This is a genomic window from Aquabacterium sp. A08, from assembly GCF_011742065.1.
In genome coordinates, this window is the sequence record NZ_JAAQQT010000685.1 from 1,225 (window position 1) to 24,897 (window position 23,673).

Sequence of the window (23,673 nt, forward strand, 5' to 3'; positions counted from 1 at the left end):
TTCAGCCTGCTGGCGGCGCAGAACGTCGAAATCGAGCTGGTGCTGCAGACCCGCGGGCCGGCCCACGTGCAGCAGGTGGTGCAGGCGCTGCGCGGCGCCGGTTTCGAGGCCGCCGTGGTTTGATTAAAATCAATGCATTGCGCTTTTTGACATACCCAGGAGTTCTTGCATGTCCCACGCCCCCCACACCGAGCAGCCCAGCGGCGAGATCGATCCCGTCGAGGCCATCGTGCCCGTCATCCCCTGGCTGATTCCGCTGGCCGGCGGCGTGCTGATTTTTCTGTTGGCCTTCATCGCCGTGTTCATGGCCTGACGGCCCGCGCCGGGCCCTTGGGCCCCGGTGACACGACCGGCCCCGGGCCGGTTTTTTTGTGCCCGCGGCTCGGGCACAATTTGCCCATGACGACGCGCCGCTCCCTGCTCTTGATGTTGACCGGCTGCCTGGGCCTGACGGCCTGGGCCGCGCCGCTGCGGGCCCAGCCCGTGGCTACGGTGGCGGCTGCGTCCGACCTGAAGTTCGCCCTGGAAGAGGTGGCAGCGCAGTTCACCCAGGCCACCGGCCAGCCCTTGCGGCTGATCTTCGGGTCGTCGGGCAACTTCTACTCGCAAATCCTGCAGGGCGCGCCGTTCCACCTGTTCATGTCGGCCGACGAGGCCTTTGTCTTCCAGCTCGCCGACGCGGGCAAGACCCTGGACCGGGGCCGGCTGTACGCCTACGGCCGGATCGGCATCATGGTGCCCAAGGGGTCGCCCTTGAAGGCCGACGGTTCGCTCCGCGACCTGGCCGCGGCGCTGCGGGACGGGCGGCTGAAAAAGTTCGCCATCGCCAGCCCGGAGCACGCGCCCTACGGCATGCGCGCCCGCGAAGCGCTGCAGCACCAGGGCCTCTGGGCCGCCATCGAACCCAAGCTGGTGTTGGGCGAAAACATCTCGCAAACGGCGCAGTTCGCCACCTCAGGGTCCACCGAGGGCGGCATCGTCGCCTACTCGCTGGCCCTGGCGCCGCAGGTGGCGCGGCTCGGCGACTTTGCCCTGATTCCGCAGGCCTGGCACCAGCCGCTGGCGCAGCGCATGGTGCTGACCCGGGACGCCCCCCCGGCCGCCCGCGCCTTTTACGCCTACCTCTCCACGCCCGAGGCCCAGACCGTCATGGTGAAATACGGTTTTGTGATGCCCCAACCCTAAACCCCGGCACCCCGTGGATTGGCAAGCCGTTGTCCTTTCGCTCCAGCTGGCGGCGGCCACCCTGGCGGTGCTGCTGCCCGCGGGGCTGTGGCTGGGGCGCTGGCTGGCGCGCAGCGCCTTCCGCGGCAAGGCCCTGGTGGAGGCCGCCGTGGTGCTGCCCCTGGTGCTGCCGCCCACGGTGCTGGGCTACTACCTGCTGGTGGGGCTGGGCGCGGGCTCGCCGCTGGGGCGCTGGCTGCTGGCGACCTTCGACCTGCGGCTCACCTTCAACTTCCTGGGGCTGCTGCTGGCCTCGGTGCTGTTCAACATCCCGTTCATGGTGCAGCCCATCCAGCGCGCGTTCGAGGCGATACCGCGCGACCTGGCCGAGGCCGCCGCCGTCAGCGGCCTGAGCGCCTGGCAGACCTTTGTGCGGGTGGAGCTCCCCCTGGCCTGGCCCGGCGTGCTGTCGGCCCTGGTGCTGACCTTTGTGCACACCCTGGGCGAATTCGGTGTGGTGCTGATGGTGGGCGGCAGCATTCCGGGCGAAACCAAGACCATCGCCATCAGCATTTACGACCAGGTGCAGGCCTTCAACCTGGCCAGCGCCGACCGCATGGCCGGGCTGCTGCTGCTGCTGTCGCTGGGCGCGGTGGCGGCCACCTTCTTTGCCACCGCCCGCCGGGGCCGCGCCCCATGAACCGACCCGCCCCCCCGGGCGGCGCCCTGCGGGTGCAGCTGGCGCAGCACGCGCCCATGCCCCTGCACGGCGGTTTTGGCTGCGAGCCGGGCGAGCTGCTGGCGCTGGTCGGCCCGTCGGGCGCGGGCAAAACCTCGCTGCTGCGCTGCCTGGCCGGCCTGATGCGCCCGGCCCACGGCCACGTCAGCGTGGGCGACACGGTCTGGGTGGACACCGCCGCCGGCGTCTGCCTGCCGCCGCAGCAGCGCCACGTGGGCCTGGTGTTCCAGCACTACGCCCTCATGCCGCACCTGAGCGCGCTGGACAACGTCGCCCTGTCGCTGCTGCACCTGCCCCGCGCGCAGCGGCGTGCGCGCGCCGCGCACTGGCTGGCGCACGTGCGCCTGTCGCCCGAACAGCAGGCGCGCCGCCCGGCCGGCCTGTCGGGCGGTCAGCAGCAGCGCGTGGCCGTGGCCCGCGCCCTGGCGCGCGAACCGCGCCTGCTGTTGCTGGACGAGCCGTTTTCCGCGGTGGACCAGATGAACCGCCAGGGCCTGTACGACCTGCTGGCCGACCTGCGCCAGGAGCTGCGCATCCCCATCGTGCTGGTGACGCACGACCTGGTGGAAGCGCGCCAGCTGGCCGACCGCCTGGTCGTCATGGACGCCGGCCAGGTGCTGCAGGAAGGCGCGCCGGCCTACATTTACCGCTCGCCGCGCAACGCCCGCGTGGCCGACCTGCTGGGCGTGCAAAACCGCTTCGCTGGCCGCTGGCTGGGCCCGCAGACACCACAAGACACCGCCGACGGGGCGGGTTGGCTGCAATGGCTGACGCCCGACGGCGCCCCCACCGGGGTACGCCTGCGCGTGCGCGACAAAAAACGGCTGGAACCCGGCCAGGCCGTCACCTGGGTGGTGCAGGGCGATGGCCTGCACGTGGGCGGTGAAATCCGGCCCGACACCGGCTGCCCCGACCTGGGCTGTGTGGACCTGCCGGCCACGGTGGCGTCGGTGCGCAACCTGGGCGAAACCACCCTGGCCCACCTCACGGTGGCCGCGCTGCCCGGCGTCACCCTGCACCTGAACCGGGCCGGCCCGCAGCGCCAGCAACTGGCGGCGGGGCAGGCCTTGCCGCTGCGGCTGGACTGTGCGTGGGTGCATGTCATGCCCACCAAGGTGGCTTGAGGCGCGCCAACCCCGCTGCTGCCTCGCCAGTGTATGAACTCATGCAATTTTTGCATGAGTTTGTCAGGCAAGTTTCGGCGAGTTTTCCTAAAATTGCGGACCCTTCGGTACCGGTTTCGCGCGGCCCCTGGCCCACCCCCCAGCCGCCGCGCCCCACGCTGCCCTCCACCGCCCGGCAGCGCCCTGCGCCCCACCGAGCGTCGCTTCGCGTCTGCAAAGGGATATGGAAAGCCTGTCCGGCCCCGTGCGCCCCGGGGGTGCGGTTTTTCCACATCCACTTTCTAGACCATCGGAGTAGACCTTATGAACGCACCCGTGATGCAGAGCCTCGCCCTCAACGTGCCCGAGCACGTCAAAAACGCCCGGCTGATCGCCTGGGTGGCCGACATGGCCGCCCTGTGCAAGCCCGCCCGCATCGAATGGTGCGACGGCAGCGAGGCCGAGTACAACCGCCTGTGCGAACAAATGGTCGCCGCCGGCACGCTGAAAAAGCTCAACCCCGCCAAGCGCCCCAACTCCTACCTGGCCTGGTCCGACCCGTCGGACGTGGCCCGTGTGGAAGACCGCACCTTCATTTGCTCCGAAAAACAGGAAGACGCCGGCCCCACCAACAACTGGATGGCCCCGGCCGAGATGCGCGCCACCCTGAACCCGCTGTTCGACGGCTGCATGGCCGGCCGCACGATGTACGTGATCCCGTTCAGCATGGGCCCGCTGGGCAGCCCCATCGCCCACATCGGCGTGGAGCTGAGCGACAGCCCTTACGTGGTCACCAACATGAAGATCATGACCCGCATGGGCAAGGCGGTGTACGACGTGCTGGGCGTGGACGGCGAGTTCGTGCCTTGCGTGCACACCGTGGGCGCGCCGCTGGCCGCCGGCCAAGCCGACAGCGCCTGGCCCTGCAACCCGACCACCAAGTACATCGTCCACTACCCGGAAACCCGCGAAATCTGGTCCTACGGCTCCGGCTACGGCGGCAACGCGCTGCTGGGCAAGAAGTGCCTGGCGCTGCGCATCGCGTCCACCATGGGCCGCGACCAAGGCTGGCTGGCCGAGCACATGCTGATCCTGGGCGTGACCAGTCCCGAGGGCCAAAAGTACCACGTCGCGGCCGCTTTCCCCAGCGCCTGTGGCAAGACCAACTTCGCCATGCTGATCCCGCCGGCAGCCCTCAATGGCTGGCAGGTCACCACCATCGGTGACGACATCGCCTGGATCAAGCCGCACGCCGACGGCAAGCTCTACGCCATCAACCCCGAAGCCGGTTACTTCGGCGTGGCCCCGGGCACCAACACGCTGACCAACCCCAACTGCATGGCCAGCCTGGACCGCGACGTGATCTTCACCAACGTCGCGCTGACCGACGACGGCGACGTGTGGTGGGAAGGCATGGGCCCGGCGCCCGAGCACGCCATCGACTGGCAGGGCAAGGACTGGACGCCGCAGATCGCCAAGGAAACCGGCGCCAAGGCCTCGCACCCCAACGCCCGCTTTACCGTGGCCGCCACCAACAACCCGGCCCTCGACAGCGCCTGGGACGACCCGGCCGGTGTGCCGATCGACGCCTTCATCTTCGGCGGCCGCCGCAGCACCACCGTGCCGCTGGTGACCGAGGCCCGCACCTGGATGGAAGGCGTGTACATGGCCGCCACCATGGGCTCGGAAACCACCGCCGCCGCCTTTGGCGCCCAAGGCGTGGTGCGCCGCGACCCCTTCGCCATGCTGCCCTTCTGCGGCTACAACATGAGCGACTACTTCCAGCACTGGCTGGACATGGAGCACAAGCTGGAAGAAAGCGGCCACAGCCTGCCCAAGATCTTCTGCGTCAACTGGTTCCGCAAGGGCGCCGACGGCAAGTTCATCTGGCCGGGCTATGGCGACAACATGCGCGTCCTGAAGTGGATGATCGACCGCCTGGAAGGCAAGGCCCAGGGCGAAGACCACGCCTTCGGCATCAGCCCGACCTACGGCGAAATCACCTGGGACGGCCTGGACTTCAGCGCCGAGCAGTTCGCGTCCATCACCGACATGAACCCGGCCGACTGGGCCAAGGAGCTGGAGCTGCACGCCGAACACTTCGAGAAGCTGGCCTACCACCTGCCGCAAGAGCTGGTGCAGGCCAAGGACCAGATGGCCCAGCGCATCCTGGGTTGATCGACCGTTGCGGGGGCCTGGCCCCTGCAGCGCACAAAAAAAAGCCGCCGTGGCCTGGAGCCCGGCGGCTTTTTTGCGGTCCACGGCGCGGGCCGTGGGGTGCGGTTCAGTGGGGGCGGGCCGTGCGCTCGGTTTGGGCAAAGCGGCGGGCGCGGGCGGCGGCCCGGGCCTGGGCGCGGTGCTGGCCCCAGGCGTCCAGCCGGGCCATGACGCGCTGCCCCATGCGCTGGGCGGTACCGGCCAGGAACAGGCTGCCGGCAAACACCACGGCCCACAGCGCCACCCAGGTGGCGAACAGGTGCTCGTCGGCCCAGGTGTCCATCAACTGGCTGACGATGCCGGCCAGGGCCGCCACGGCGGCGGCCAGCAGCACGGCGGCGATCGGGCGGCCGCGCACCACGGGGGCGGTGGCGGGGGCATTCGGCCGGCTGGCCGGCGGGGCGGGGCGGTGGGTGAGGGTGTTCATGGTCGGCGGATGTTGCGCTGCAACATTTGAGGGATGAATGTTAGGAGAAACCTGTAACCCTGACCAATGATTTTTGGTGATGGCATCCATTCAGAGGCCGTATGACTGACGCGGCCCACGGGCCGCGCCGCGGTCAGATGTAGTACAGGGTGTAGCGGCGGCCGTGCTGCAGGTGCACCGCCTCGGCGGTGCCGGCCTGCCATTCGTCCGACGGGGCGGCGGCCTGTGCCGGGGTGCCGGTGGGGGCCGGTGCCGCGGCGGCTTCGGCCAGCAGCTCGGCGCGGTCGCTGGCGGCGCACAGGTCGCCCATGACGCGGGCGTCCGCCTGGGCCAGACGCAGGAAGCGGGCGTTGGCCCGGGCTTCGGCGCGCTGGCGGCCCCAGGCGTTCAGCACCTGCATGACCTGCAGGGCCAGGCGCCGTGCCGGCGCGGCCAGCAGCAGGCTGCCGGCAAACACCACCGCCCACAGGCCCACCCAGGCGGCGAACAGGTGGCCGTCGGCCCAGGTGGTGACCAGTTGGTCGGCCACCACGGCTAGTGCCGCCACCGAGGCGGCCAGCAGCAGCGCCACCAGGGCGCGGGGGGCGTGCGGGCGCGGGGCGCGCGCCGCGGGTGTGGTTTGGGCAGCCGCCACGGGGGCGGTGCGGTGGGAAACGAGTGTGCTCATGGGTAACCTCCAAGATGCTGCGGTGCAACAACGATGGCGCAATACTAGGGTAATCCCTGATGTTTGTGTACTTAATTTTTGTAATGTCATATATTCATTCGGCATATGAATGAGCTGAACTTCCGCACGCTGGACCTCAACCTGCTGCGGGTGTTCGACGAGGTCATGGTCGAGCGCAACCTCACCCGCGCGGCCCACAACCTCGCGACCACCCAGCCGGCGGTCAGCAACGCCCTGCGGCGCCTGCGCGAACTGCTGGGCGACGATCTGGTGCGCCGTTCCGGCTACGGCGTGGAGCCGACCCCGCTGGCGCTGACCCTCTGGCCCACCGTGCGCGACGCCCTGCGCCAGTTGCGCGAGTCGCTGGCGCCGGGGGGCTTTGAGCCGGCCCAGGCGCAGAACCATTTCGTGCTGGCCATGGCCGACGCCACCGCGTCCAAGCTCATGCCGGGGCTGGTCAACATCCTGGGGCGCGAGTCCCCCGGCGTGACGCTGCGGGTGCTGCCGCTGGTCACGCGCGACCCGCGCCAGATGCTGGAGAACGGCGAGGTGGACGTGGCCATCGGCCATTTCCCCGGTGTGCTGGCCGAACTGGGCGCGGTGCACCTGCAGGAAAGCACGCCGCGTTACATGTCGCGCCGGTTGTACGACAGCGAATACGTGGTGGTGATGCGCAAGGACCACCCGCTGGCGCGTGGCCCGCTGACGCTGGACGACTACTGCGCCGCCCGCCACCTGCTGGTGAGCTTTTCCGGGCGCCCGTTCGGCTTTGTGGACGAGGCGCTGGCGGCGGTGTCGCGGCAGCGCCGGGTGGTGTTGACCGTGAACCAGTTTTTCACCGCCGGCGAGGTGGTGGCCACCTCCGACCTGCTGACCGTGCTGCCGCGCCACTTCCTGGGCAGCACCGGGCGCGAACACGAGCTGGTGCACCGGCCCCTGCCGCTGGACGTGCCGGCGGTGCACGTGGACATGTTGTGGCACCGCCAGTCGAACGGCCTGAGCGCGCACCGCTGGCTGCGCGAAGCGCTGTGGCGCACGGTGAGCGAGGTGCCCGGGGCGCTCGGGGCGGTGCACCCATGAAGATCCAGCTGCTGAGCGACCTGCACCTGGAGGCCAACCCCGGCTTTGTGGCGCAGCCCCACCCCGACGCCGACCTGCTGGTGCTGGCCGGCGACGTGGGGTCCTACCAGACCCGGCCCGACGGTGGCCGCATGGCCGAGCCCGACTGGGGCCTGCGCCGCTTTTCGCCCCGCGCGGAACACGCCGCCTGGCCGGTGCCGGTGCTGTTCGTGCCCGGCAACCACGAGTACGACGCGCTGGACTTCGACGCCGCCCACGCCGAACTGCGGGCCACTTGCGCGCGCCTGGGCATCACCTGGCTGGAGCGCGAAACCTGGGTGCACAACGGCGTGCGCTTTGTGGGCGCCACGCTGTGGAGCGACTACGACGCCCTGGCCGACGCGCCGCCCAAGCGCCAACCGGCGCCCGGCCACGCGCCCGACCCCCTGACCCGCCGGCTCAAACAGCGCGACAAGGCCCTGCGCGCCGCCGACTTTTACCTGCAGAAAATGCAGACCCAGCGCGACGGCCGCTTGTTCGATGCCGCCGCCATGCGCGAAGAAGGGCTGCACAGCCAAGCGTGGTTGCGCGCCGCGCTGGCCCAGCCCTTCGACGGCCCGACCGTGGTGGTCACCCACTTCGCGCCCAGCCTGCGCAGCGCCGACCCGCGCTACGGCCTCACCCCCGGCACCGCGGGCTTTTGCAACGCGCTGGACGACCTGCTGCCGCACGCCGACCTGTGGCTGCACGGCCACTTGCACTGCGCCCACGACTACCGCGTGGGCCGCTGCCGCGTGGTGGCCAACCCGCTGGGCTACGCGCAAAAGGACGAACAGGCCGCCTTCCAGCCGGGCTTGCTGCTCAGCGTCTGACGCCGCGGCCGCGGGTCACAGCGGGTCGAGCTGGCGCGCCGCGGCCGTGCGCAGCGCCGCCGACAGGCTGTCCAGCACGTCGGACGCCAGGTTCCAGCAGTGCCAGTACAGCGGCACGTGGAACACGTGCGGCGCCCCCACGTCCACCAGGCGGCCGTCGGCCAGCGCCGCCGCCACCAGCGGGCGCGGCACCACCGTCAGGCCCCAGCCGGCCAGGGCCGCGCGCACCTGGCCCTCTGACGCAGGCACGTACAGCTGCTTGAGCCGCACCTGGGCCAGCGCGAACGCCCGGCAGACGAAGTCGCGCTGCAGGTCGTCCTTGCGGTTGAAGGCGATGAAGGGCACCCGGTGGAAGTTGTGGCGGGTCAGCCCTTCGGGCAGGGTGGCCTGGGCAAACGCCGCCCCGGCCACCGCCACGTAGGGCATGGCGCCCAGCGGCTCCAGCTTGCAGCCGCGCAGCGCCTGCCCGAGCGAGGTGACGCAGCCCAGCACCTGGCCCTCGCGCAGCCATTCGTGGGTGAAGTCCTGGTCGTCGTGGATGATCTCGATCGGCAAGCCGCCCTGCACCAGCGGCGACAGGGCCGGCAGCGCCCAGGTGGCGATGCTGTCGGCGTTGATGGCGACCGACACCCGGTCTTCGTCGCGCTGGCCCCGGGCCGAGTTGGGGGCCAGCTCGCGCAGGTCGTGCTCCAGGTCGGCGCGCAGCAGCCGCATCATCTTGGCGTGCTTGAGCATGAGCTGCCCGGCCGGCGTGGCCTTGAGCGGGCGGCTGCGCACGATCAGCACCGTGCCCACCTGCGCCTCCAGCGAGCGCAGCCGCTGCGACACCGCCGACTGGGTGATGGACAGGCGCTGCGCGGCGCGCTCGAAGCCGCCTTCCTCCACGATGGCGGCGAGGCATTCCAGGGCGTCGGGGTCGAAGGTGCTCATGCGCGGGCTTGTTGAATTAGTCGAACTGATCTTAACTTTGTTTGTTTAATTTGACTTCAATTTTGCCGGCGGATTTCGGATACTGGCCCCCATCGGTAGGCATGCCCGGGGCGGGCGAAGGAGCGCATCATGCGTGTGGTGGTTATGGGGGCCGGCATCATCGGCACGAGCACGGCCTGGCATTTGCTGGAACGCGGCCACGAGGTGACGCTGGTGGACCGACAGCCCGACGCGGCGCTGGAGACCAGCTTTGCCAACGCGGCACAGATTTCGGTGAGCTACTGCGAACCCTGGGCCAACCGCGAGGCGCCGCTGAAGGCGCTGAAGTGGATGTTCGACCGCGAGGCGCCGCTGCTGTTCCGCCCGCAGCTGGACTGGGCGCAATGGCGCTGGGGCCTGCAGTTCCTGGCGCAGTGCCACGATGCGGCCTTCGAGCGCAACGTGGCGCAGATCGTGGCGCTGGGCGCCTTCAGCCACGAGACGCTCAAGGCCATGGTGGCGCAGACCGGCATCGAGTACCAGCGCTCTCAGCGCGGCATTGCCCACTACTACACCGACGCCCACGCCTTCGACGCCGCGGCCGGCGCCGCCGAACTGATGCGCCGCCACGGCGTGCACCGCCGCGTGGTGGACCGCGACGAGCTGCTGCGCATCGAGCCGGCGCTGGCCACCTTTGGCCACCGCCTGGTGGGCGGCACCTACACCGACACAGACGAACACGGCGACGCCCGCCTGTTCACCCAGCAACTGGCGGCCCTGTGCGGCCAGCGCGGCGCCCGGCTGCTGTTCAGCCACCACGTGGAACGGTTGGCGGTGGAGGGCGGCACCCTGCGCCGCGCCCACCTGCGCGACGCTCAGACCGGCGAGGCCCGCACGCTGGAGGCCGACGCCTTCGTCGCCGCCTGCGGTTCGTACACCACCCCGCTGCTGAAAACCGTGGGCGTGCATGTACCCATCTACCCCGGCAAGGGCTACAGCGCCACCCTGCCGCTGCGCCGCCCCGAGGCCGCGCCCCAGGTCAGCATGATCGACGACGGCCGCAAGATCGCGATTTCGCGCCTGGGCGACCGCTTGCGCGTGGCCGGCACCATCGAGCTGGGCGGCTACGACCTGCGCCTGGACACCCCGCTGGCCCGCGCCCGCTGCGAGATGCTGGTGCGCCGCATCGAGGAGGTGTTTCCCGGCGTGGCCGACACCCGCCTGCCCGCGCAGGGCGGCGAGCCGAATTTCTGGTGCGGCCTGCGCCCGGCCACACCGACCAACATCCCGCTGATCGGCCGCACGCCGCTGCCGGGGTTGTGGATCAACGCCGGCCACGGCACCCTGGGCTGGACGCACGGCGCCGGCTCCGGGCGGGCGCTGGCCGAGCTCATCAGCGGCGAGCGCCCGGCGCTGGCCATGCGCCTGGCCGGCGAGCCGGCGCACGCTGTGTCCGCCCCGACGCGCTGGGCCGCGGCCTGATGCCCCGCGCCCCGGCGCCGGCCGGGCTCCCACCCCCTGGCTTGCCCGGGTATGCAGGCGCGGGGCCGCCGACTACAGTGGGGCCAGCACGTCCCTGAGCCCCCACCATGAACGCCTTTGCCCCCACGCTGGACGACCGCATCAGTGCCTGGGTCCAGCCCTGGGCCGACGCCGTGGCCGGTGTCGTCTTTTACGCCGTGCCGGTGTCGGGCACCCAGGTGCCCCTGATCGTGGGCTGGCTCATCGTCGCGGCCCTGGTGTTCACGGTGTATTTCCGCGCCATCCAGTGGCGCGGCTTTGCCCACGCGCTGGCGGTAGTGCGCGGCCGCTATTCGCACCCGGGCATGGCGGGCGAGGTCACGCCGTTTCAGGCGCTGTCGGCGGCGGTGTCGGGCACGGTGGGGCTGGGCAACATCGCCGGGGTGGCGGTGAGCCTGGGTGGGGCCGGCGCCACCTTCTGGATGGTGCTGGCCGGTCTGTTGGGCATGGCCTCCAAGTTCACCGAGGTGACGCTGGGCGTCAAGTACCGCAACCTGCACCAGCGGGCCGGCACGGTGTCGGGCGGGCCGATGCGCTACCTGTCGCGCGGCCTGGCGGAGCGTGGCTGGCCCCGGCTGGGCCGTGCGCTGGCGGGGTTTTTTGCGGTTTGCTGCGTCGGCGGGGCGCTGGGCGGCGGCAACATGTTCCAGGCCAACCAGAGCTACCAGCAGGTGCTGGCCGTCACCGGGGGCGAGGCCAGCCTGCTGGCCGGGCGTGGCTGGCTGTTCGGCGTCGGCATGGCGCTGCTGGTGGGGCTGATCATTCTGGGGGGTATCCGTTCCATCGCCCGGGTCACCGCGCGCATCGTGCCGCTCATGGCGGCGCTTTACCTGCTGGCCGGGCTGGTGGTGCTGGCGCTCCACGCCGACCGCCTGCCCTGGGCGCTGGGCCAGGTGCTGGTGGGCGCCTGGTCGGCCGAAGGCGTGGCCGGTGGGGTGGTGAGCGCCATGATCCAGGGCTTCAAGCGGGCGGCGTTTTCCAACGAAGCGGGGGTGGGGTCGGCGGCCATCGCGCACTCGGCGGTGCAGACCGACCAGTCGGTCTCGCAGGGCCTGGCCGCACTGCTGGAGCCGTTCATCGACACGGTGGTGATCTGCACCATGACGGCCTTGGTCATCGTCGTCACCGGGCACGTGGACGCCCAGGGCCCCACCGCCCTGGCCGGCGGGGCGCAGGGCGTGGCCCTGACCTCGCGTGCCTTTGGCAGCGCGGTGGCCTGGTTCCCGTGGGTGCTGGCGCTGGCGGTGGTGCTGTTCGCTTACTCCACCATGATCACCTGGTCGTACTACGGCCTCAAGGCCTGGACCTACCTGCTGGGCGAGGGGCCGCTCAGCGAAGGCGTGTTCAAGGCGCTGTTCCTGGCGGGGGTGGTGGTGGGCGCCAGCATGGGGCTGGGGCCGGTGATCGATTTTTCCGACGCCATGATTTTTGCCATGGCGCTGGCCAACATCATCGGCCTGTACCTGCTGATGCCGGTGGTGCGCGAGGAGCTGGACCGCTACTGGGCCGCGTTGCACACGGGCGCTCTGCGGCCGCTGTCGCAATGACCCCACAAACCTCCTGGGATACCGGAGAAAGACACTGGGACTTTGCACATTTTTGTGGGGGTTTTCGGTGCTTGTGCCCCAAAATGGCAGATTTGCTGGGCTGCCCCCAACGGGCAGGGACCGGCACAGACACAAAGGCAGCGCGTGGGCAATCGATTGTTGGTGGTGGACGACAGCCGCGTCTCCCGCATGATCATCAAAGGCAAGGTGGCCAGCTTGCGGCCCGACTGGGAGGTGTTCGAAGCCACCACCGGCGACGAGGCCCTGGCCCTGGCGCCGCAGCTGCGGCCCGACTTCGTGACCATGGACGTGAACATGCCCGGCATCAGCGGTTTCGAGGCGGCCGAACGGCTGCGCGCGCTGCTGCCCGAGGCCCGCATCGCCATGCTGACGGCCAACATCCAAGAAAGCAGCCGCGAGCGCGCCGCCGGCATGGGCGTGAAGTTCGTGCAAAAACCGGTGACCGAGGCGGCCATCCAGCAGGTGGTTGAGCACTTCGCGGCGCGGCCATGACCCTGAATGAACTGGAGCTGGACGCCCTGGCCGAGCTGTTCAACCTCGGGGTGGGGCAGGCCGCCGACGCCCTGAGCCAGCTGGCCGGCGAGGCGGTGCAACTGAGCATCCCGCGCGTGCAGCTGCTGCCCAAGGCCGAGGTGGTGCGCCAGCTCGGGGCCGACGGCGACCGCCGCATCAGCGCGGTGCGACAAGGCTTCCACGGCGAAATCGTCACCGACGCGGTGCTGATGTTCCCGGCCGAGCACAGCCTGCAGCTGGTGCAGATCATGGTCGGCGACGTGCTGCCGCTGGAACAGCTGGGCGAGATGGAGCAGGAGGCGCTGGCCGAGATCGGCAACATCCTGCTCAACTCGGTGGTGGCCAGCGTCGGTGACGCGCTGGGCATCGCTTTCGACGGCAGCCTGCCCGAGGTGGAGCTGGGCGTGCTGTCCGACGTGCTGCTGGCCAACGAGTCGGTCAGCGAGCCGCTGCTGAGCCTGCAGGTGCGTTTCGAGATCGCCACCCGCAGCATCGTGGGCCACCTGGCCTTTTTGCTGGACATGCAGTCCAGCGGTCGGCTGGAGGCCAAGGTGGCCGACTTCATCCGCCGGCTGGAGGCCGGGGCATGACGGCTTGCGCCCACGCGGCCCCGCGCCCCTGTCTGGGCCCCTGGGCCGATTGGGTGCTGGGCAACGTGCAGTCGGGCCTGCTGGTGCTGGACGCGCAGCAGCGGGTGGTGTTTGCCAACCCCTGGCTGCTGCGGCGCGCCCGCCGCAGCGCCGACGAACTGCAGGGCCAGCCGCTGCTGGCGGTGTTCCCCGAACTGGCCGGCAGCCACTTGGCACGTGCCCTGACCGAGGCCCTGCGCACCGGCTTTCCGGCGGTGCTGTCCGAGACCCTGCACCTGTCGCCGCTGCCGCTGTTCCACCCGTCGCTGTCGGCGGCCGAGCCGGTGCGGCTCAAGCAGTCCATCCAGATCGTGCCCATGGGCAACGCCATGGCCCAGGAGGTGGGCCAGCGCTACGTGCTGGTGCAGGTGACCGACGTGAGCCCGGCGGTGGCGCGCGAGCGCCTGCTCAAGCAGCAGGCCGAACGCATGCACGCCATGGCCCACGTGGACGCGCTGACCGACATCGGCAACCGCCGCCATTTCGACGCCATGTTGGACCGCGAGTGGCGCCACGCCCTGCGCCAACGCCAGGGGCTGAGCCTGGTGCTGTTCGACATCGACCACTTCAAACAGTACAACGACAGCTACGGCCACCAGCGTGGCGACGCCTGCCTGAAAACCGTGGCCGGCCTGATCGAGTCCATGGGCCAGCGCCCGCGCGACGTGGTCTGCCGCTACGGTGGCGAGGAAATCGGCATGATCCTGCCCGACACCGACCTGGGCGGCGCCCTGCGCCTGGCCCAGCAGGTGGTGGACGCGGTGCGCGCCGAAGGGCTGCCGCACGTGGTCAGCCCGCACGGGGTGGTCACGGTGAGCGCCGGCGTGGCGTCGGAGGTGCCGGTGCCCGGCATGGGCGCCGACACCCTGCTGATGCTGGCCGACCGCGCGCTGTACCAGGCCAAGCGCCTGGGCCGCGACCGGGTCGAGGTGTTGCTGCCCGCCAGCACGGGTCGTTGAGAGCCGGCACAATCGCGGGGATGCAGATTCCCACGACCGCGAGTTTCCGCGCCGCCCTGGGCCGTTTCGCCACGGGGGTGACCATCGTCACCGCCCGTTCGCCCGACGGCGCCCTGGTCGGCCTGACCGCCAATTCCTTCAACTCCGTCTCGCTGGCCCCGCCGCTGGTGCTGTGGAGCCTGTCGCGCCAGTCGGCGTCGATGCCGGCGTTCCAGGCCGGCACCCACTACGCCATCAACGTGCTGGGCGCGCAGCAGCGCGAGCTGGCGCTGCGCTTCGCCAGCAAGGGCGTGGACCGCTGGGACGGCGTGCCCTACACCGAGGGCGCCGCCGGCGTGCCGCTGCTCGACGGCGCGGTGGCGGTGTTCGAGTGCCTCAACCGCAGCCGCTACGAAGAGGGTGACCACATCATCTTCGTCGGCGAGGTGGAGCGCTGCAGCCACCGCACCGACACGCCACCGCTGCTCTACCACGGCGGCCAGTTCTACACCGAACACCCGCTGTGAGCCCCGCCGCGCGCAAGCCCCACCTGGACCGGCTGGCCGTGGGCCTGCTGCTGGTGTGCTGCGCCTTCTGGGGCTTCCAGCAGATCCTGATCAAGACCACCGTGGCCGAGGTGCCGCCGCTGTGGCAGGCCAGCCTGCGCTTTGCCGGCGCCACCGCGCTGCTGGGGATCTGGTGCGCCTGGCGCCGGGTGCCGCTGTTCGCGCGCGACGGCACCCTGGCCGCCGGCCTGCTGGCCGGGCTGCTGTTCGCCGGCGAATTTGCCGGCATCTACCTCGGGCTGCAGTACACCACCGCCTCGCGGCTGACCGTGTTCCTCTACACCTCGCCGTTTGTGGTGGCGCTGCTGCTGCCGCGCTTCGTGCCCAGCGAACGGCTGCGCGCGGTGCAGTGGGTGGGCCTGCTGCTGGCGTTTGTGTCGGTGGCGGTGGCCTTCAGCGAGGGCTTTGCCCACTCCACCCGCACCCAGCTCATGGGCGACGCCATCGCCCTGGCCGCGGGCGCGATGTGGGGCCTGACCACGCTGGTCATCCGCACCAGCCGGCTGGCCCAGGCCAGCGCCGAAAAAACCCTGTTCTACCAGGTGGCGGTGACGGCGGCGGTGGCGCCGCTGCTGTCGCTGGCGCTGGGCGAACCCTGGCGTTTCGACTATTCCGGTCTGGCCTGGGGCTCCATCGCGCTGCAGACCGCGGTGGGCGCCTTCGCCAGCTACCTGACCTGGATGTGGCTGCTGCGCCACTACCCGGCCACGCAGATGTCCACCTTCGTGTTTCTCACACCGGTGTTCGCGCTGCTGTTCGGGGTCGGCCTGCTGGGCGAGCCCCTGACCGTGCAGCTGGTGCTGGCCTTGCTGGGCGTGGCGGTGGGCATCGTGCTGGTCAGCCGCAAGGGCTGAGGCCCGCGACCGGCCACCCAGGCGGGTGCGCGCAACGCACCAGGGCCGCGCAGCGCGCCCAAAACTGTGCACCGTTGCGCTGAATTTTGTATGCAATCTGTGGATTCGATTGCATACAAACCTGGCACGGGGGTTGCATCACCCTGGGCATGAGCCCCACCGCCCCCGCTTCTTCCTCGCTGGAACTGATCGCGCTGACCAAGCGCTACGACCACGCCGCCGTGGCGGTCGATGGCATCGACCTGCGCATTCCGGCCGGCAGCTACTGTTGCTTGCTGGGGCCGTCGGGCTGCGGCAAAAGCTCCACCCTGCGCATGATCGCCGGGCACGAAACCGTCAGCAGCGGCGACGTGTTGCTGGCCGGGCGCAACATCACCGACCTGCCGGCGGCCGAGCGCGGCACCGCCATGATGTTCCAGAGCTACGCCCTGTTCCCGCACCTGAGCGCGCTGGACAACGTGGCCTTCAGCCTGAAGATGCGCGGCGTGGGCACGGCCGAGCGCCGCGCCCAGGCGCAGGACCTGCTGGAGCGCGTCGCCATGGGCCACCTGGCGCAGCGCAAGCCGGGTGAACTGTCGGGCGGGCAGCAGCAGCGCGTGGCGCTGGCGCGCGCCCTCATCACCCGGCCGCAGGTGCTGTTGCTGGACGAGCCGCTGTCGGCGCTGGACCCCTTCCTGCGGGTGCAGATGCGCGCCGAGCTGCGCAGCTGGCAGCGCGAACTGGGGCTGACCTTCGTCCACGTCACCCATTCGCAGGAAGAGGCCATGGCCCTGGCCGACCAGATGGTGGTGATGAACCACGGCCGCATCGAACAGGCGGCCAGCCCGCGCGAGGTGTTCAACGCCCCGGCGACCGAATTCGTGGCCAGCTTCATGGGCGGGCACAACGTGTTCGACGACGCCGCCACCGGTGGCCGCGTGGCCGTGCGCGCCGACCGGCTGGCGTTGCACCTGAGCGCCGATGCCACCGCGGGCCAGCCGCACGCCCACGGCCAGGTGTGCGACATCGAGTACCAGGGCACCTACGTGCTGCTCGGCATCGAGGCCGGGGCAGGCACCGGGGCGGCCCGCAGCATCCAGGTCAGCCTGTCCGAGGCCGAGTTCCAGCGCCAGCCGGTGCAACCGGGCCAGCCGGTCTGGGTGTCGTGGCGGCCGGAACAGGCGCACCGCCTGGCCGCGCATTGAAGCGTTGTTCAAGCGTTTTCCCCCACCGCCGCCTGACGGCTTCAGGTTTTTTCATCCCACCAGGAGTTTTGTCCATGTCGAACACCGTTGACACCCCGAGCGCCGAACCCCAGCGCCGCCAACTGCTCAAGGGCGCCGCCGCCATTTTGGCCAGCGGCATGTTCCCGGCCATCCATGCGCAGGAAAAGGTGACGCTGCGCTACCTCGGCACCGCGGTGAACCAGGACAAGGCCATCGCCGAAAAATTCGAGGCCGACACCGGCATCAAGATCCAGTACGTGGCCGTGACCACCGACGAGGTCACCAAGCGCGCCATCACCGCGCCCAACAGCTTCGACCTGATCGACACCGAGTACTTCTCGCTGAAAAAGATCATCCCCAGCGGCAACCTGCTGGGCATCGACAGCAAGCGCATCAAGCACGCCGACAAGATCACCCCCCTGTTCACCCAGGGCGCAGTCGCCGGCAAGAAGGTGGGCGACCAGGGCACCGCGCCGAAGAAGGTGATGTACCTCGAATCGCCCAGCGCCAAGAAGTTCGCCAGCGCGCCGACCCAGTTCATGACGCTGATCCCCACCGTCTACAACGCCGACACCCTGGGCATCCGCCCCGACCTGATCAAGCGCCCCATCTCCTCGTGGGCCGAACTGCTGAACCCCGAGTTCAAGGGCAAGGCGGCGATCCTGAACATCCCGTCGATCGGCATCATGGACGCGGCCATGGTGGTGGAGGCCATGGGCCTGTACAAGTACCCCGACAAGGGCAACATGACCAAGAAGGAGATCGACCTCACCATCAAGACACTGATCGAAGCCAAGAAGGCCGGCCAGTTCCGCTCGTTGTGGAAGGACTTCAACGAGAGCGTGAACCTGATGGCCTCGGGCGAGGTGGTGATCCAGTCCATGTGGAGCCCGGCCGTGACGGCGGTGCGCACCAAGGGCATCGACTGCACCTTCCAGCCGCTGAAAGAGGGCTACCGCGCCTGGGCCGCCGGCTTTGGCCTGCCCAAGACCCTGTCGGGCAAGAAGCAGGACGCGGCCTACGAGTTCATCAACTGGTTCCTCGACGGCTGGGCCGGCGCCTACCTGAACCGCCAGGGCTACTACAGCGCCGTGCTCGACACCGCCAAGGCCAAGATGGAGGCCTACGAATGGGCCTACTGGATGGAAGGCAAAGCCGCCACCCAGGACATCAAGAGCCCCAACGGCGACGTGCTGGCCAAGAAGGGCGCGGTGCGCGACGGCGGCAGCTACGAACAGCGCATGGGCGGCATCGCCTGCTGGAACGCCATCATGGACGAGAACGAGTACATGGTGCGCAAGTGGAACGAGTTCGTCGCCGCCTGACGGTCTGAGGCCCGCATGAGCACCGCCGCGAAACCCCCACGCGCCCACACCGGGCTGCACCCCTGGTGGCAGGCGCTGCCGTTTTCGGCGGTGTTCCTGGTGTTCTTTCTCGTCCCCCTGGGGCTGGTCGTCATGGTCAGCTTCTGGGACTTCAACGACTACGAGCTGCTGCCCGCCTTCACCTGGCGCAACTACGTGTCGATGTGGGAGGGCTGCAGCCGCCTGACCGAGCACGGCGACTTCTGCGTCACCCTCTCCACCTACCTGTCCACCCTGCAGTTCACCCTGCTGACCTGGGCCGTGACCCTGGTGCTGGGCTTCGCGCTGGCCTATTTCCTGGCCTTCCACGTGCGCTCGCCCGACATGCAGACCCTGTTGTTCGTGCTCTGCACCGTGCCGTTCTGGACGTCCAACGTCATCCGCATGATCTCGTGGGTGCCCCTGCTGGGCCGCAACGGCCTGGTGAACCAGGGCCTGCAAGGCCTGCACCTGACCGACGGCCCGCTGGACTGGCTGCTGTTTTCCAACTTCTCGGTGCTGCTGGCCTTTGTCCACCTCTACACCATGTTCATGATCGTGCCCATCTTCAACTCCATGATGCGCATCGACCGCTCGCTGCTGGAGGCCGCCAAGGACGCCGGCGCCAGCCCTTGGCAGACGCTGTGGCACGTGGTGGTGCCGCTGTCGCGCACCGGCATCCTGATCGGCTCCATCTTCATCGTCACCATCGTCATGGGCGACTTCGTCACCGTGGGCGTGATGGGCGGGCAGCAGATCGCCTCCATCGGCAAGATGATCCAGGTGCAGACCTCGTACCTGCAGTTCCCGCTGGCCGCGGCCAACGCGGTGGTGCTGCTGCTGACGGTGCTGATGATCGTCTGGGGCCTGACCCGCGTGGTCGACATCCGCAAGGAGCTGTGACATGGCCCGTTTCCGCGAACCCCGTGCGCCCGGCTTCTGGCCGCTGGCCGCCGTGTTTGGCCTGTTCGTGCTGTTCCTGTACGGCCCGATGCTGACCATCTTTGCCCTGAGCTTCCAGGGCCCCGAGGGCGGCCTGACCTTCCCGATGCGCGGCGTGTCGCTGCACTGGTACCGCCAGCTGGCCGAGGGCCTGGGCGTGGTGGACATTGGGGCGGCCTTCAAGCGTTCGCTGGCGCTGGGCGTGACGGTGATGGTGCTGACGGTGGGGCTGTCGCTGCTGGCGGCGCTGGCCTTCCGCAAGCGGCTGCGCGGCGGCAACGCGCTGTTCTACGTCACCGTGGCCAGCCTGATCATGCCGTCCATCGTGGTGTCGCTGGGCATCGGCCTGCAGTTCCGTCTCATCGATACGGCCCTGCGCAGCGTGTTCGAGCACTGGGAGATGACCGAATACCTGGAATCCTTCAACACCAGCCTGGGCCTGTTCACCTCGGCCCTGGGCGCGCACCTGACGTGGACGCTGCCCTTCGGCCTGCTCATCATGTTCGCGGTGTTCAACCGCTTCAACCCGGCCTACGAGGAGGCCGCGCGCGACCTGGGCGCCACGCCCTGGCAGACCTTCCGCCACGTGGTGCTGCCGCTGATCGCGCCCTCGGCCATCGGCGTCGGCATGTTTGGCTTCACCCTCAGCTGGGACGAAATCGCCCGCACCTCGCAGGCCATTGGCGACGTCAACACGCTGCCGCTGGAACTGCAGGGCCTGACCACCACCGTCACCACGCCGGCCATTTACGCGCTGGGCACGCTGACCACGGTGGTGTCGTTCGCGGTCATGGGGCTGGCCATGGCGGCGACCTGGGCCTTGCGCCAGCGCCAGAAGGGGGCCGCCCGATGAGCGACGTCGACAGCGCGCCCGTGGCCCTGTCCGATGCCGAGATGCACGAGCGCATCGTCTCGGCGGTGCTGGACCACCGCCTGCCGCCGGGCACCCGGCTGGTGGAAGACAAGCTGGCGGCGGCGTTCGGGGTGTCGCGCACCCGCATCCGGCCGGTGCTGGCGCGCCTGGCCAGCGAGCGCCTGGTGACGCTGATCCCGAACCGCGGCGCCGTGATCGCCGAGCCCACGCCGCAGGAGGCGCAGGAGGTGTTCGAGGCGCGTTGCCTGATCGAACCCACGCTGGTGGAGCGGTTTCTGGTGCGCGCCAGCGACGGCGACATCGCCGGTTTGCGCGGCCTGATCGAGGCCGAAGAGGCGGCCCGTGCCCAGGGCGATCTGCAGCGCGCCATCCGCCTGTCGGGCGAGTTCCACCTGCGCATCGCCGCGGTGTCGGGGCAGGCCACGCTGGGGCGCATTTTGCGCGAGCTGGTGTCGCGCACCTCGCTCATCCTCATGGCCTATGGGCCGAGCGGCGGGGCGCCTCGTCAGCACGCCGCGGCCTGCGGTTGCGACGAGCACCGCGCCCTGCTGCAGGCCATCCGCCTGCGCATCGCGCCCGAGGCCACGCGGCTGATGCGCGAGCACCTGCAGCGCATCGAAGCCAGCCTGGTGTTTCCCACCGACGCGCCGCCCAGCGGCGAGCTGGCCGAGTTGCTGGGCCTGTGAGCCGGTCATGACGCGCACGCTGCTGCTCATCAACCCCAACACCACCGCGGCCATCACCGACACGGTGGCCGAGCACCTGGTCGCGGCCGGCCCGCTGGGGGTGCGGGTGCAGGCCGTGACCGCCCGCTTCGGGGCGCCCTACATCGCCTGTGAAACCAGCTACGCCGTGGCCGCCCACGCCACGCTGGACGCGTGGCAACGCGCCAGCGCCGCCGGGCCGGCGCCCGCAGGCATCGTGATCGCCTGCTTCGGCGACCCGGGCCTGCTGGCCCTGCGCGAACGCGCCGCCTGCCCGGTGACCGGGCTGGCCGAGGCGGCGGTGGCCGAAGCCGCGGTCCACGGGCGGGTCGGCATCGTCACCGGCGGGCACGCCTGGCGGCCGATGTTGCAGCGTCTGTTGCCGGCCCTGGCCGGGGGCGACCGGGTGGCGGCCATCGAGACCGTGGCCCTGAGCGGGGCCGAGTTGCGCGCCGACCCGCAGGCCGCGCAGGACCTGCTGGTGGCGGCCTGCGCCCGGGTGCTGGACCGCCACCGGGTGGACGCCATCGTCGTCGGCGGGGCCGGGCTGGCGGGCCTGGCCGAAGTCATGCAGCCGCGGGTGCCGGTGCCGCTGATCGACAGCGTGGCCGCCGCGGCGCGCTGGGTCTGGCGCGCCCCGGCTTCCGCGGGCCTGGGGCGGCCGACCTGGTGGCCGCCGGCCTGAGCCGCGCGTTCAGGCCGCGGGGTGTGCCGCGGGATGGGCCGCCGCGTGCGCCAGGTGCTGCTGGGCAAAGGCCACGTACCAGCCCAGGCAGCCCGGGTTGGCCATGGCGTCGCGGTTCACCACCTTGTCCAGCGGTTGGCCCAGCAGCAGCTTCTTGATCGGCAGCTCCTGCTTCTTGCCGCTGAGCGTGCGCGGAATTTCGGCCACCGGCACGATCTCGTCGGGCACAAAGCGCGGCGACAGCGCGTTGCGGATGGCGCCGGCGATGCGCTCGCGCACCGCGTCGTTCCAGTCCACGCCGGGGCGCAGCACCACGAACAGCGGCATGTAGCTGTCGCGGCCCAGGTATTCCAGGTCCACCACCAGGCTGTCCATCACCTCGGGCAGGGCTTCGACGGCGGCGTAGATCTCGCTGGTGCCCATGCGCAGGCCGTGGCGGTTGATGGTCGCGTCGGAGCGGCCGAAGATGACGCAGCCGCCGTCGGCCCCGATCTTGAGCCAGTCGCCGTGGCGCCAGACGCCGGGGTACATGTCGAAGTAGCTCGACAGGTAGCGTTGTTTGCCCTCGTCGTTCCAGAAGTACAGCGGCATCGACGGAATCGGTTGGGTGCAGACCAGCTCGCCCACCTCTCCGATGAGGGGGCGGCCGTCTTCGCTCCAGGCCTCGACCGCGCAGCCCAACTGGCGGCACTGCATCTGGCCCGGCACCTGGGGCAGTTCGCGGTGGCCGCCGATGAAGGCGCCGCAGAAGTCGGTGCCGCCGGAGATGTTGCACCACCAGATCGGGCCCCCACGCCCACGGGGTTCGCTGCCCCCCGAGGGGGCCTTCGCCCCTTGGGACGGCCCGGCGGGGCCCACCATGGTGGTGCCCAGCGCGTCGAACTGGGCGCTGCCCCAGCGTTGCACGTCTTCGGCCAGCGGTGAGCCGGTCACGCCCAGGGCGCGGATGCGGCGCAGGTCGAAGCCTTCGGCCTGCAGGGCCGGCAGGTCCACGCCGGCTTTCATGCAGTTGGCGTAGTAGGCAGCGCCGGCGCCGAAGAAGGTGACCCGGTGCCGCGCCGCGAAGCGCCACAGCACGTGCCAGTCGGGGTGGTCCTTGCTGCCGCCGGGGTTGCCGTCGTACAGGACGATGGTGGTGCCGCCGGCCAGGCCGGCCACCTGGGCGTTCCACATCACCCAGCCGGTGGAGCTGTACCAGTGGAAGCGCTCGCCGAAGCTGTTGGGGGCGTAGCTGGGGCCGATGTCGTTGTGCAGGATCTTGGCCGCCAGCATGGTCATGAGGATGCCGCCGTGCCCATGCACGATGGGTTTGGGCAGGCCGGTGGTGCCGCTGGAATACACCACCCACAGCGGGTGCTCGAAAGGCAGCCAGTCGGGTTCGAAGGCGGCGGTGGCGGCGTTGTCGCGGGCGGTCAGTGCCTCGAAGTCGGCGGCGCCGGCCACGCGTTCGGCGGCGTAAGGCGTGCGCAGCACCACCAGCTGCCGCACGCTGGGCAGGCCCGTGCGCAATTCGCCCACCGTGGCGGAACGGTCCAGCGGCTTGCCGCCGTAGTGCACGCCGTCGGCGGCGATCAGCACGGTGGGCTCGATCTGCTGGAAGCGGTCGAGCACGGCGGCGGTGCCCATGTCGGGCGCGCACACGCTCCAGACGGCGCCGATGCTGGCGCAGGCCAGGAAGGCCACCGCCGTTTCGGGCACGTTGGGCAGGTAGGCGGCCACGCGGTCGCCGCGCTGCACCCCCATGTCTTGCAGCGCCAGCGCCAGCGAGGCGATCTGCCGGCGCAGTTCGGGCCAGCTCAGGGTGCGCACGCGGCCGCGCTCGTCCTCGCTGACGATGGCGGGCTGCCCGGCGGCGTGGGCCGGCGCGGCGTGGCGCAGCACCTGGTGCGCGTAGTTGGTGTGTGCCCCGGGGAACCAGCGGAAGTGCGGCATGGGCCCGCCCTCCAGCACCGCGGTGTGCGGCGTGGGCGACTGCATCTGGAAATAGTCCCAGATGCTTTGCCAGAAGCCGGGCAGGTCGGTGGTGGACCAGCGCCACAGCGCGTCGTAGTCGGCAAAGGCGAGGCCGCGCTGCTCGCGCAGCCAGTCCTGGTACAGGCGGATCTGGGGAATGTAGGGGGCGTGTGCTGGGGCGGTCATGGGTGTCTCCGGTGGCCCCATTATTCGCACGGCGG

Annotated in this window: 24 protein-coding genes and 1 pseudogene; 21 read left to right on the forward strand and 4 right to left on the reverse strand. The window is 70.2% G+C overall.

What is annotated here, in order from left to right:
- The 6 genes and pseudogenes from HA630_RS23795 to HA630_RS17800 all read left to right on the forward strand — a co-directional run.
- Nucleotides 1–123 (forward strand): annotated as a pseudogene (locus tag HA630_RS23795) (threonine ammonia-lyase); the annotation flags it as partial.
- A 46-nt stretch (nt 124–169) separates the two neighbouring features.
- Nucleotides 170–313, forward strand: coding sequence for a hypothetical protein (locus HA630_RS17780; protein ID WP_166836443.1), 144 nt, complete (start codon nt 170–172; stop codon nt 311–313).
- Between the two features lie 86 nt (nt 314–399).
- Nucleotides 400–1,185: a molybdate ABC transporter substrate-binding protein gene (gene modA / locus HA630_RS17785; protein WP_166836445.1), complete on the forward strand. Its 786-nt coding sequence runs from the start codon at nt 400–402 to the stop codon at nt 1,183–1,185.
- Between the two features lie 13 nt (nt 1,186–1,198).
- Entirely contained in the window at nt 1,199–1,864 is a 666-nt protein-coding gene (modB, locus tag HA630_RS17790) for a molybdate ABC transporter permease subunit (protein WP_166836447.1), read from the forward strand.
- Nucleotides 1,861–3,027: an ABC transporter ATP-binding protein gene (locus HA630_RS17795; RefSeq protein WP_166836449.1), complete on the forward strand. Its 1,167-nt coding sequence runs from the start codon at nt 1,861–1,863 to the stop codon at nt 3,025–3,027. The genes modB and HA630_RS17795 overlap by 4 nt, the downstream gene beginning before the upstream one ends.
- A 303-nt stretch (nt 3,028–3,330) precedes the next feature.
- Nucleotides 3,331–5,184 (forward strand): phosphoenolpyruvate carboxykinase (GTP), encoded by a 1,854-nt coding sequence (locus tag HA630_RS17800; protein WP_166836451.1) that lies wholly within the window; start codon nt 3,331–3,333, stop codon nt 5,182–5,184.
- A gap of 106 nt (nt 5,185–5,290) precedes the next feature.
- Here HA630_RS17800 and HA630_RS17805 read toward each other — a convergent pair whose 3' ends face one another.
- Nucleotides 5,291–5,650 carry a hypothetical protein gene (locus tag HA630_RS17805; protein WP_166836453.1) on the reverse strand — a complete coding sequence of 120 codons (360 nt, stop codon included), beginning with the start codon at nt 5,648–5,650 and terminating at the stop codon, nt 5,291–5,293.
- Between the two features lie 133 nt (nt 5,651–5,783).
- Complete coding sequence (locus HA630_RS17810; protein ID WP_166836455.1) at nt 5,784–6,317, reverse strand: hypothetical protein; 534 nt, start codon at nt 6,315–6,317, stop codon at nt 5,784–5,786.
- Between the two features lie 105 nt (nt 6,318–6,422).
- Here HA630_RS17810 and HA630_RS17815 point away from each other — a divergent pair, with 105 nt between their 5' ends.
- Together HA630_RS17815 and HA630_RS17820 are read left to right on the forward strand one after the other, a co-directional pair.
- Nucleotides 6,423–7,397, forward strand: coding sequence for a LysR family transcriptional regulator (locus tag HA630_RS17815; RefSeq protein WP_166836457.1), 975 nt, complete (start codon nt 6,423–6,425; stop codon nt 7,395–7,397).
- The gene (locus HA630_RS17820) at nt 7,394–8,248 is read left to right on the forward strand and encodes a metallophosphoesterase (protein WP_166836459.1); all 855 of its coding nucleotides are present in this window, start codon (nt 7,394–7,396) and stop codon (nt 8,246–8,248) included. The genes HA630_RS17815 and HA630_RS17820 overlap by 4 nt, the downstream gene beginning before the upstream one ends.
- A gap of 15 nt (nt 8,249–8,263) precedes the next feature.
- Here HA630_RS17820 and HA630_RS17825 read toward each other — a convergent pair whose 3' ends face one another.
- Nucleotides 8,264–9,178, reverse strand: a complete 915-nt coding sequence (locus tag HA630_RS17825; protein WP_166836461.1) for a LysR family transcriptional regulator ArgP — start codon at nt 9,176–9,178, stop codon at nt 8,264–8,266.
- A 129-nt stretch (nt 9,179–9,307) separates the two neighbouring features.
- Here HA630_RS17825 and HA630_RS17830 point away from each other — a divergent pair, with 129 nt between their 5' ends.
- The 13 genes from HA630_RS17830 to HA630_RS17890 all read left to right on the forward strand — a co-directional run bounded on the left by HA630_RS17830 (nt 9,308) and on the right by HA630_RS17890 (nt 21,499).
- A complete protein-coding gene (locus tag HA630_RS17830) occupies nt 9,308–10,639 on the forward strand; it encodes a D-amino acid dehydrogenase (protein WP_166836463.1) in 1,332 nt (443 codons plus the stop codon).
- 107 nt (nt 10,640–10,746) lie between these two features.
- On the forward strand, nt 10,747–12,225 hold the full coding sequence (locus tag HA630_RS17835; protein ID WP_166836465.1) for a sodium:alanine symporter family protein: 1,479 nt from the start codon (nt 10,747–10,749) through the stop codon (nt 12,223–12,225).
- Nucleotides 12,226–12,369: 144 nt separating this feature from the next.
- On the forward strand, nt 12,370–12,738 hold the full coding sequence (locus HA630_RS17840) for a response regulator transcription factor (RefSeq protein WP_371809260.1): 369 nt from the start codon (nt 12,370–12,372) through the stop codon (nt 12,736–12,738).
- Nucleotides 12,735–13,349 (forward strand): chemotaxis protein CheC, encoded by a 615-nt coding sequence (locus tag HA630_RS17845; RefSeq protein ID WP_166834951.1) that lies wholly within the window; start codon nt 12,735–12,737, stop codon nt 13,347–13,349. Before HA630_RS17840 ends, HA630_RS17845 begins: the two co-directional genes overlap by 4 nt.
- Nucleotides 13,346–14,347 (forward strand): sensor domain-containing diguanylate cyclase, encoded by a 1,002-nt coding sequence (locus HA630_RS17850; protein ID WP_166834949.1) that lies wholly within the window; start codon nt 13,346–13,348, stop codon nt 14,345–14,347. Before HA630_RS17845 ends, HA630_RS17850 begins: the two co-directional genes overlap by 4 nt.
- Nucleotides 14,348–14,367: 20 nt before the next feature.
- Nucleotides 14,368–14,853: a flavin reductase family protein gene (locus HA630_RS17855; protein WP_166834947.1), complete on the forward strand. Its 486-nt coding sequence runs from the start codon at nt 14,368–14,370 to the stop codon at nt 14,851–14,853.
- Nucleotides 14,850–15,746, forward strand: a complete 897-nt coding sequence (locus HA630_RS17860; protein ID WP_166834945.1) for a DMT family transporter — start codon at nt 14,850–14,852, stop codon at nt 15,744–15,746. Before HA630_RS17855 ends, HA630_RS17860 begins: the two co-directional genes overlap by 4 nt.
- Nucleotides 15,747–15,895: 149 nt before the next feature.
- Entirely contained in the window at nt 15,896–16,930 is a 1,035-nt protein-coding gene (locus HA630_RS17865; protein WP_166834943.1) for an ABC transporter ATP-binding protein, read from the forward strand.
- Between the two features lie 74 nt (nt 16,931–17,004).
- Nucleotides 17,005–18,276 (forward strand): PotD/PotF family extracellular solute-binding protein, encoded by a 1,272-nt coding sequence (locus tag HA630_RS17870; protein WP_166834941.1) that lies wholly within the window; start codon nt 17,005–17,007, stop codon nt 18,274–18,276.
- A 15-nt stretch (nt 18,277–18,291) separates the two neighbouring features.
- Nucleotides 18,292–19,197, forward strand: coding sequence for an ABC transporter permease (locus HA630_RS17875; protein ID WP_166834939.1), 906 nt, complete (start codon nt 18,292–18,294; stop codon nt 19,195–19,197).
- A 1-nt stretch (nt 19,198) separates the two neighbouring features.
- Nucleotides 19,199–20,089: an ABC transporter permease gene (locus HA630_RS17880; protein WP_166834937.1), complete on the forward strand. Its 891-nt coding sequence runs from the start codon at nt 19,199–19,201 to the stop codon at nt 20,087–20,089.
- Entirely contained in the window at nt 20,086–20,796 is a 711-nt protein-coding gene (locus HA630_RS17885; protein ID WP_166834935.1) for a GntR family transcriptional regulator, read from the forward strand. The genes HA630_RS17880 and HA630_RS17885 overlap by 4 nt, the downstream gene beginning before the upstream one ends.
- A gap of 7 nt (nt 20,797–20,803) precedes the next feature.
- Nucleotides 20,804–21,499: an aspartate/glutamate racemase family protein gene (locus HA630_RS17890; RefSeq protein WP_166834933.1), complete on the forward strand. Its 696-nt coding sequence runs from the start codon at nt 20,804–20,806 to the stop codon at nt 21,497–21,499.
- Between the two features lie 9 nt (nt 21,500–21,508).
- Here the strand turns inward: HA630_RS17890 and HA630_RS17895 are convergent, their stop codons facing one another.
- The gene (locus tag HA630_RS17895; RefSeq protein ID WP_166834931.1) at nt 21,509–23,638 is read right to left on the reverse strand and encodes an acetoacetate--CoA ligase; all 2,130 of its coding nucleotides are present in this window, start codon (nt 23,636–23,638) and stop codon (nt 21,509–21,511) included.
- Nucleotides 23,639–23,673 lie beyond the last annotated feature (35 nt).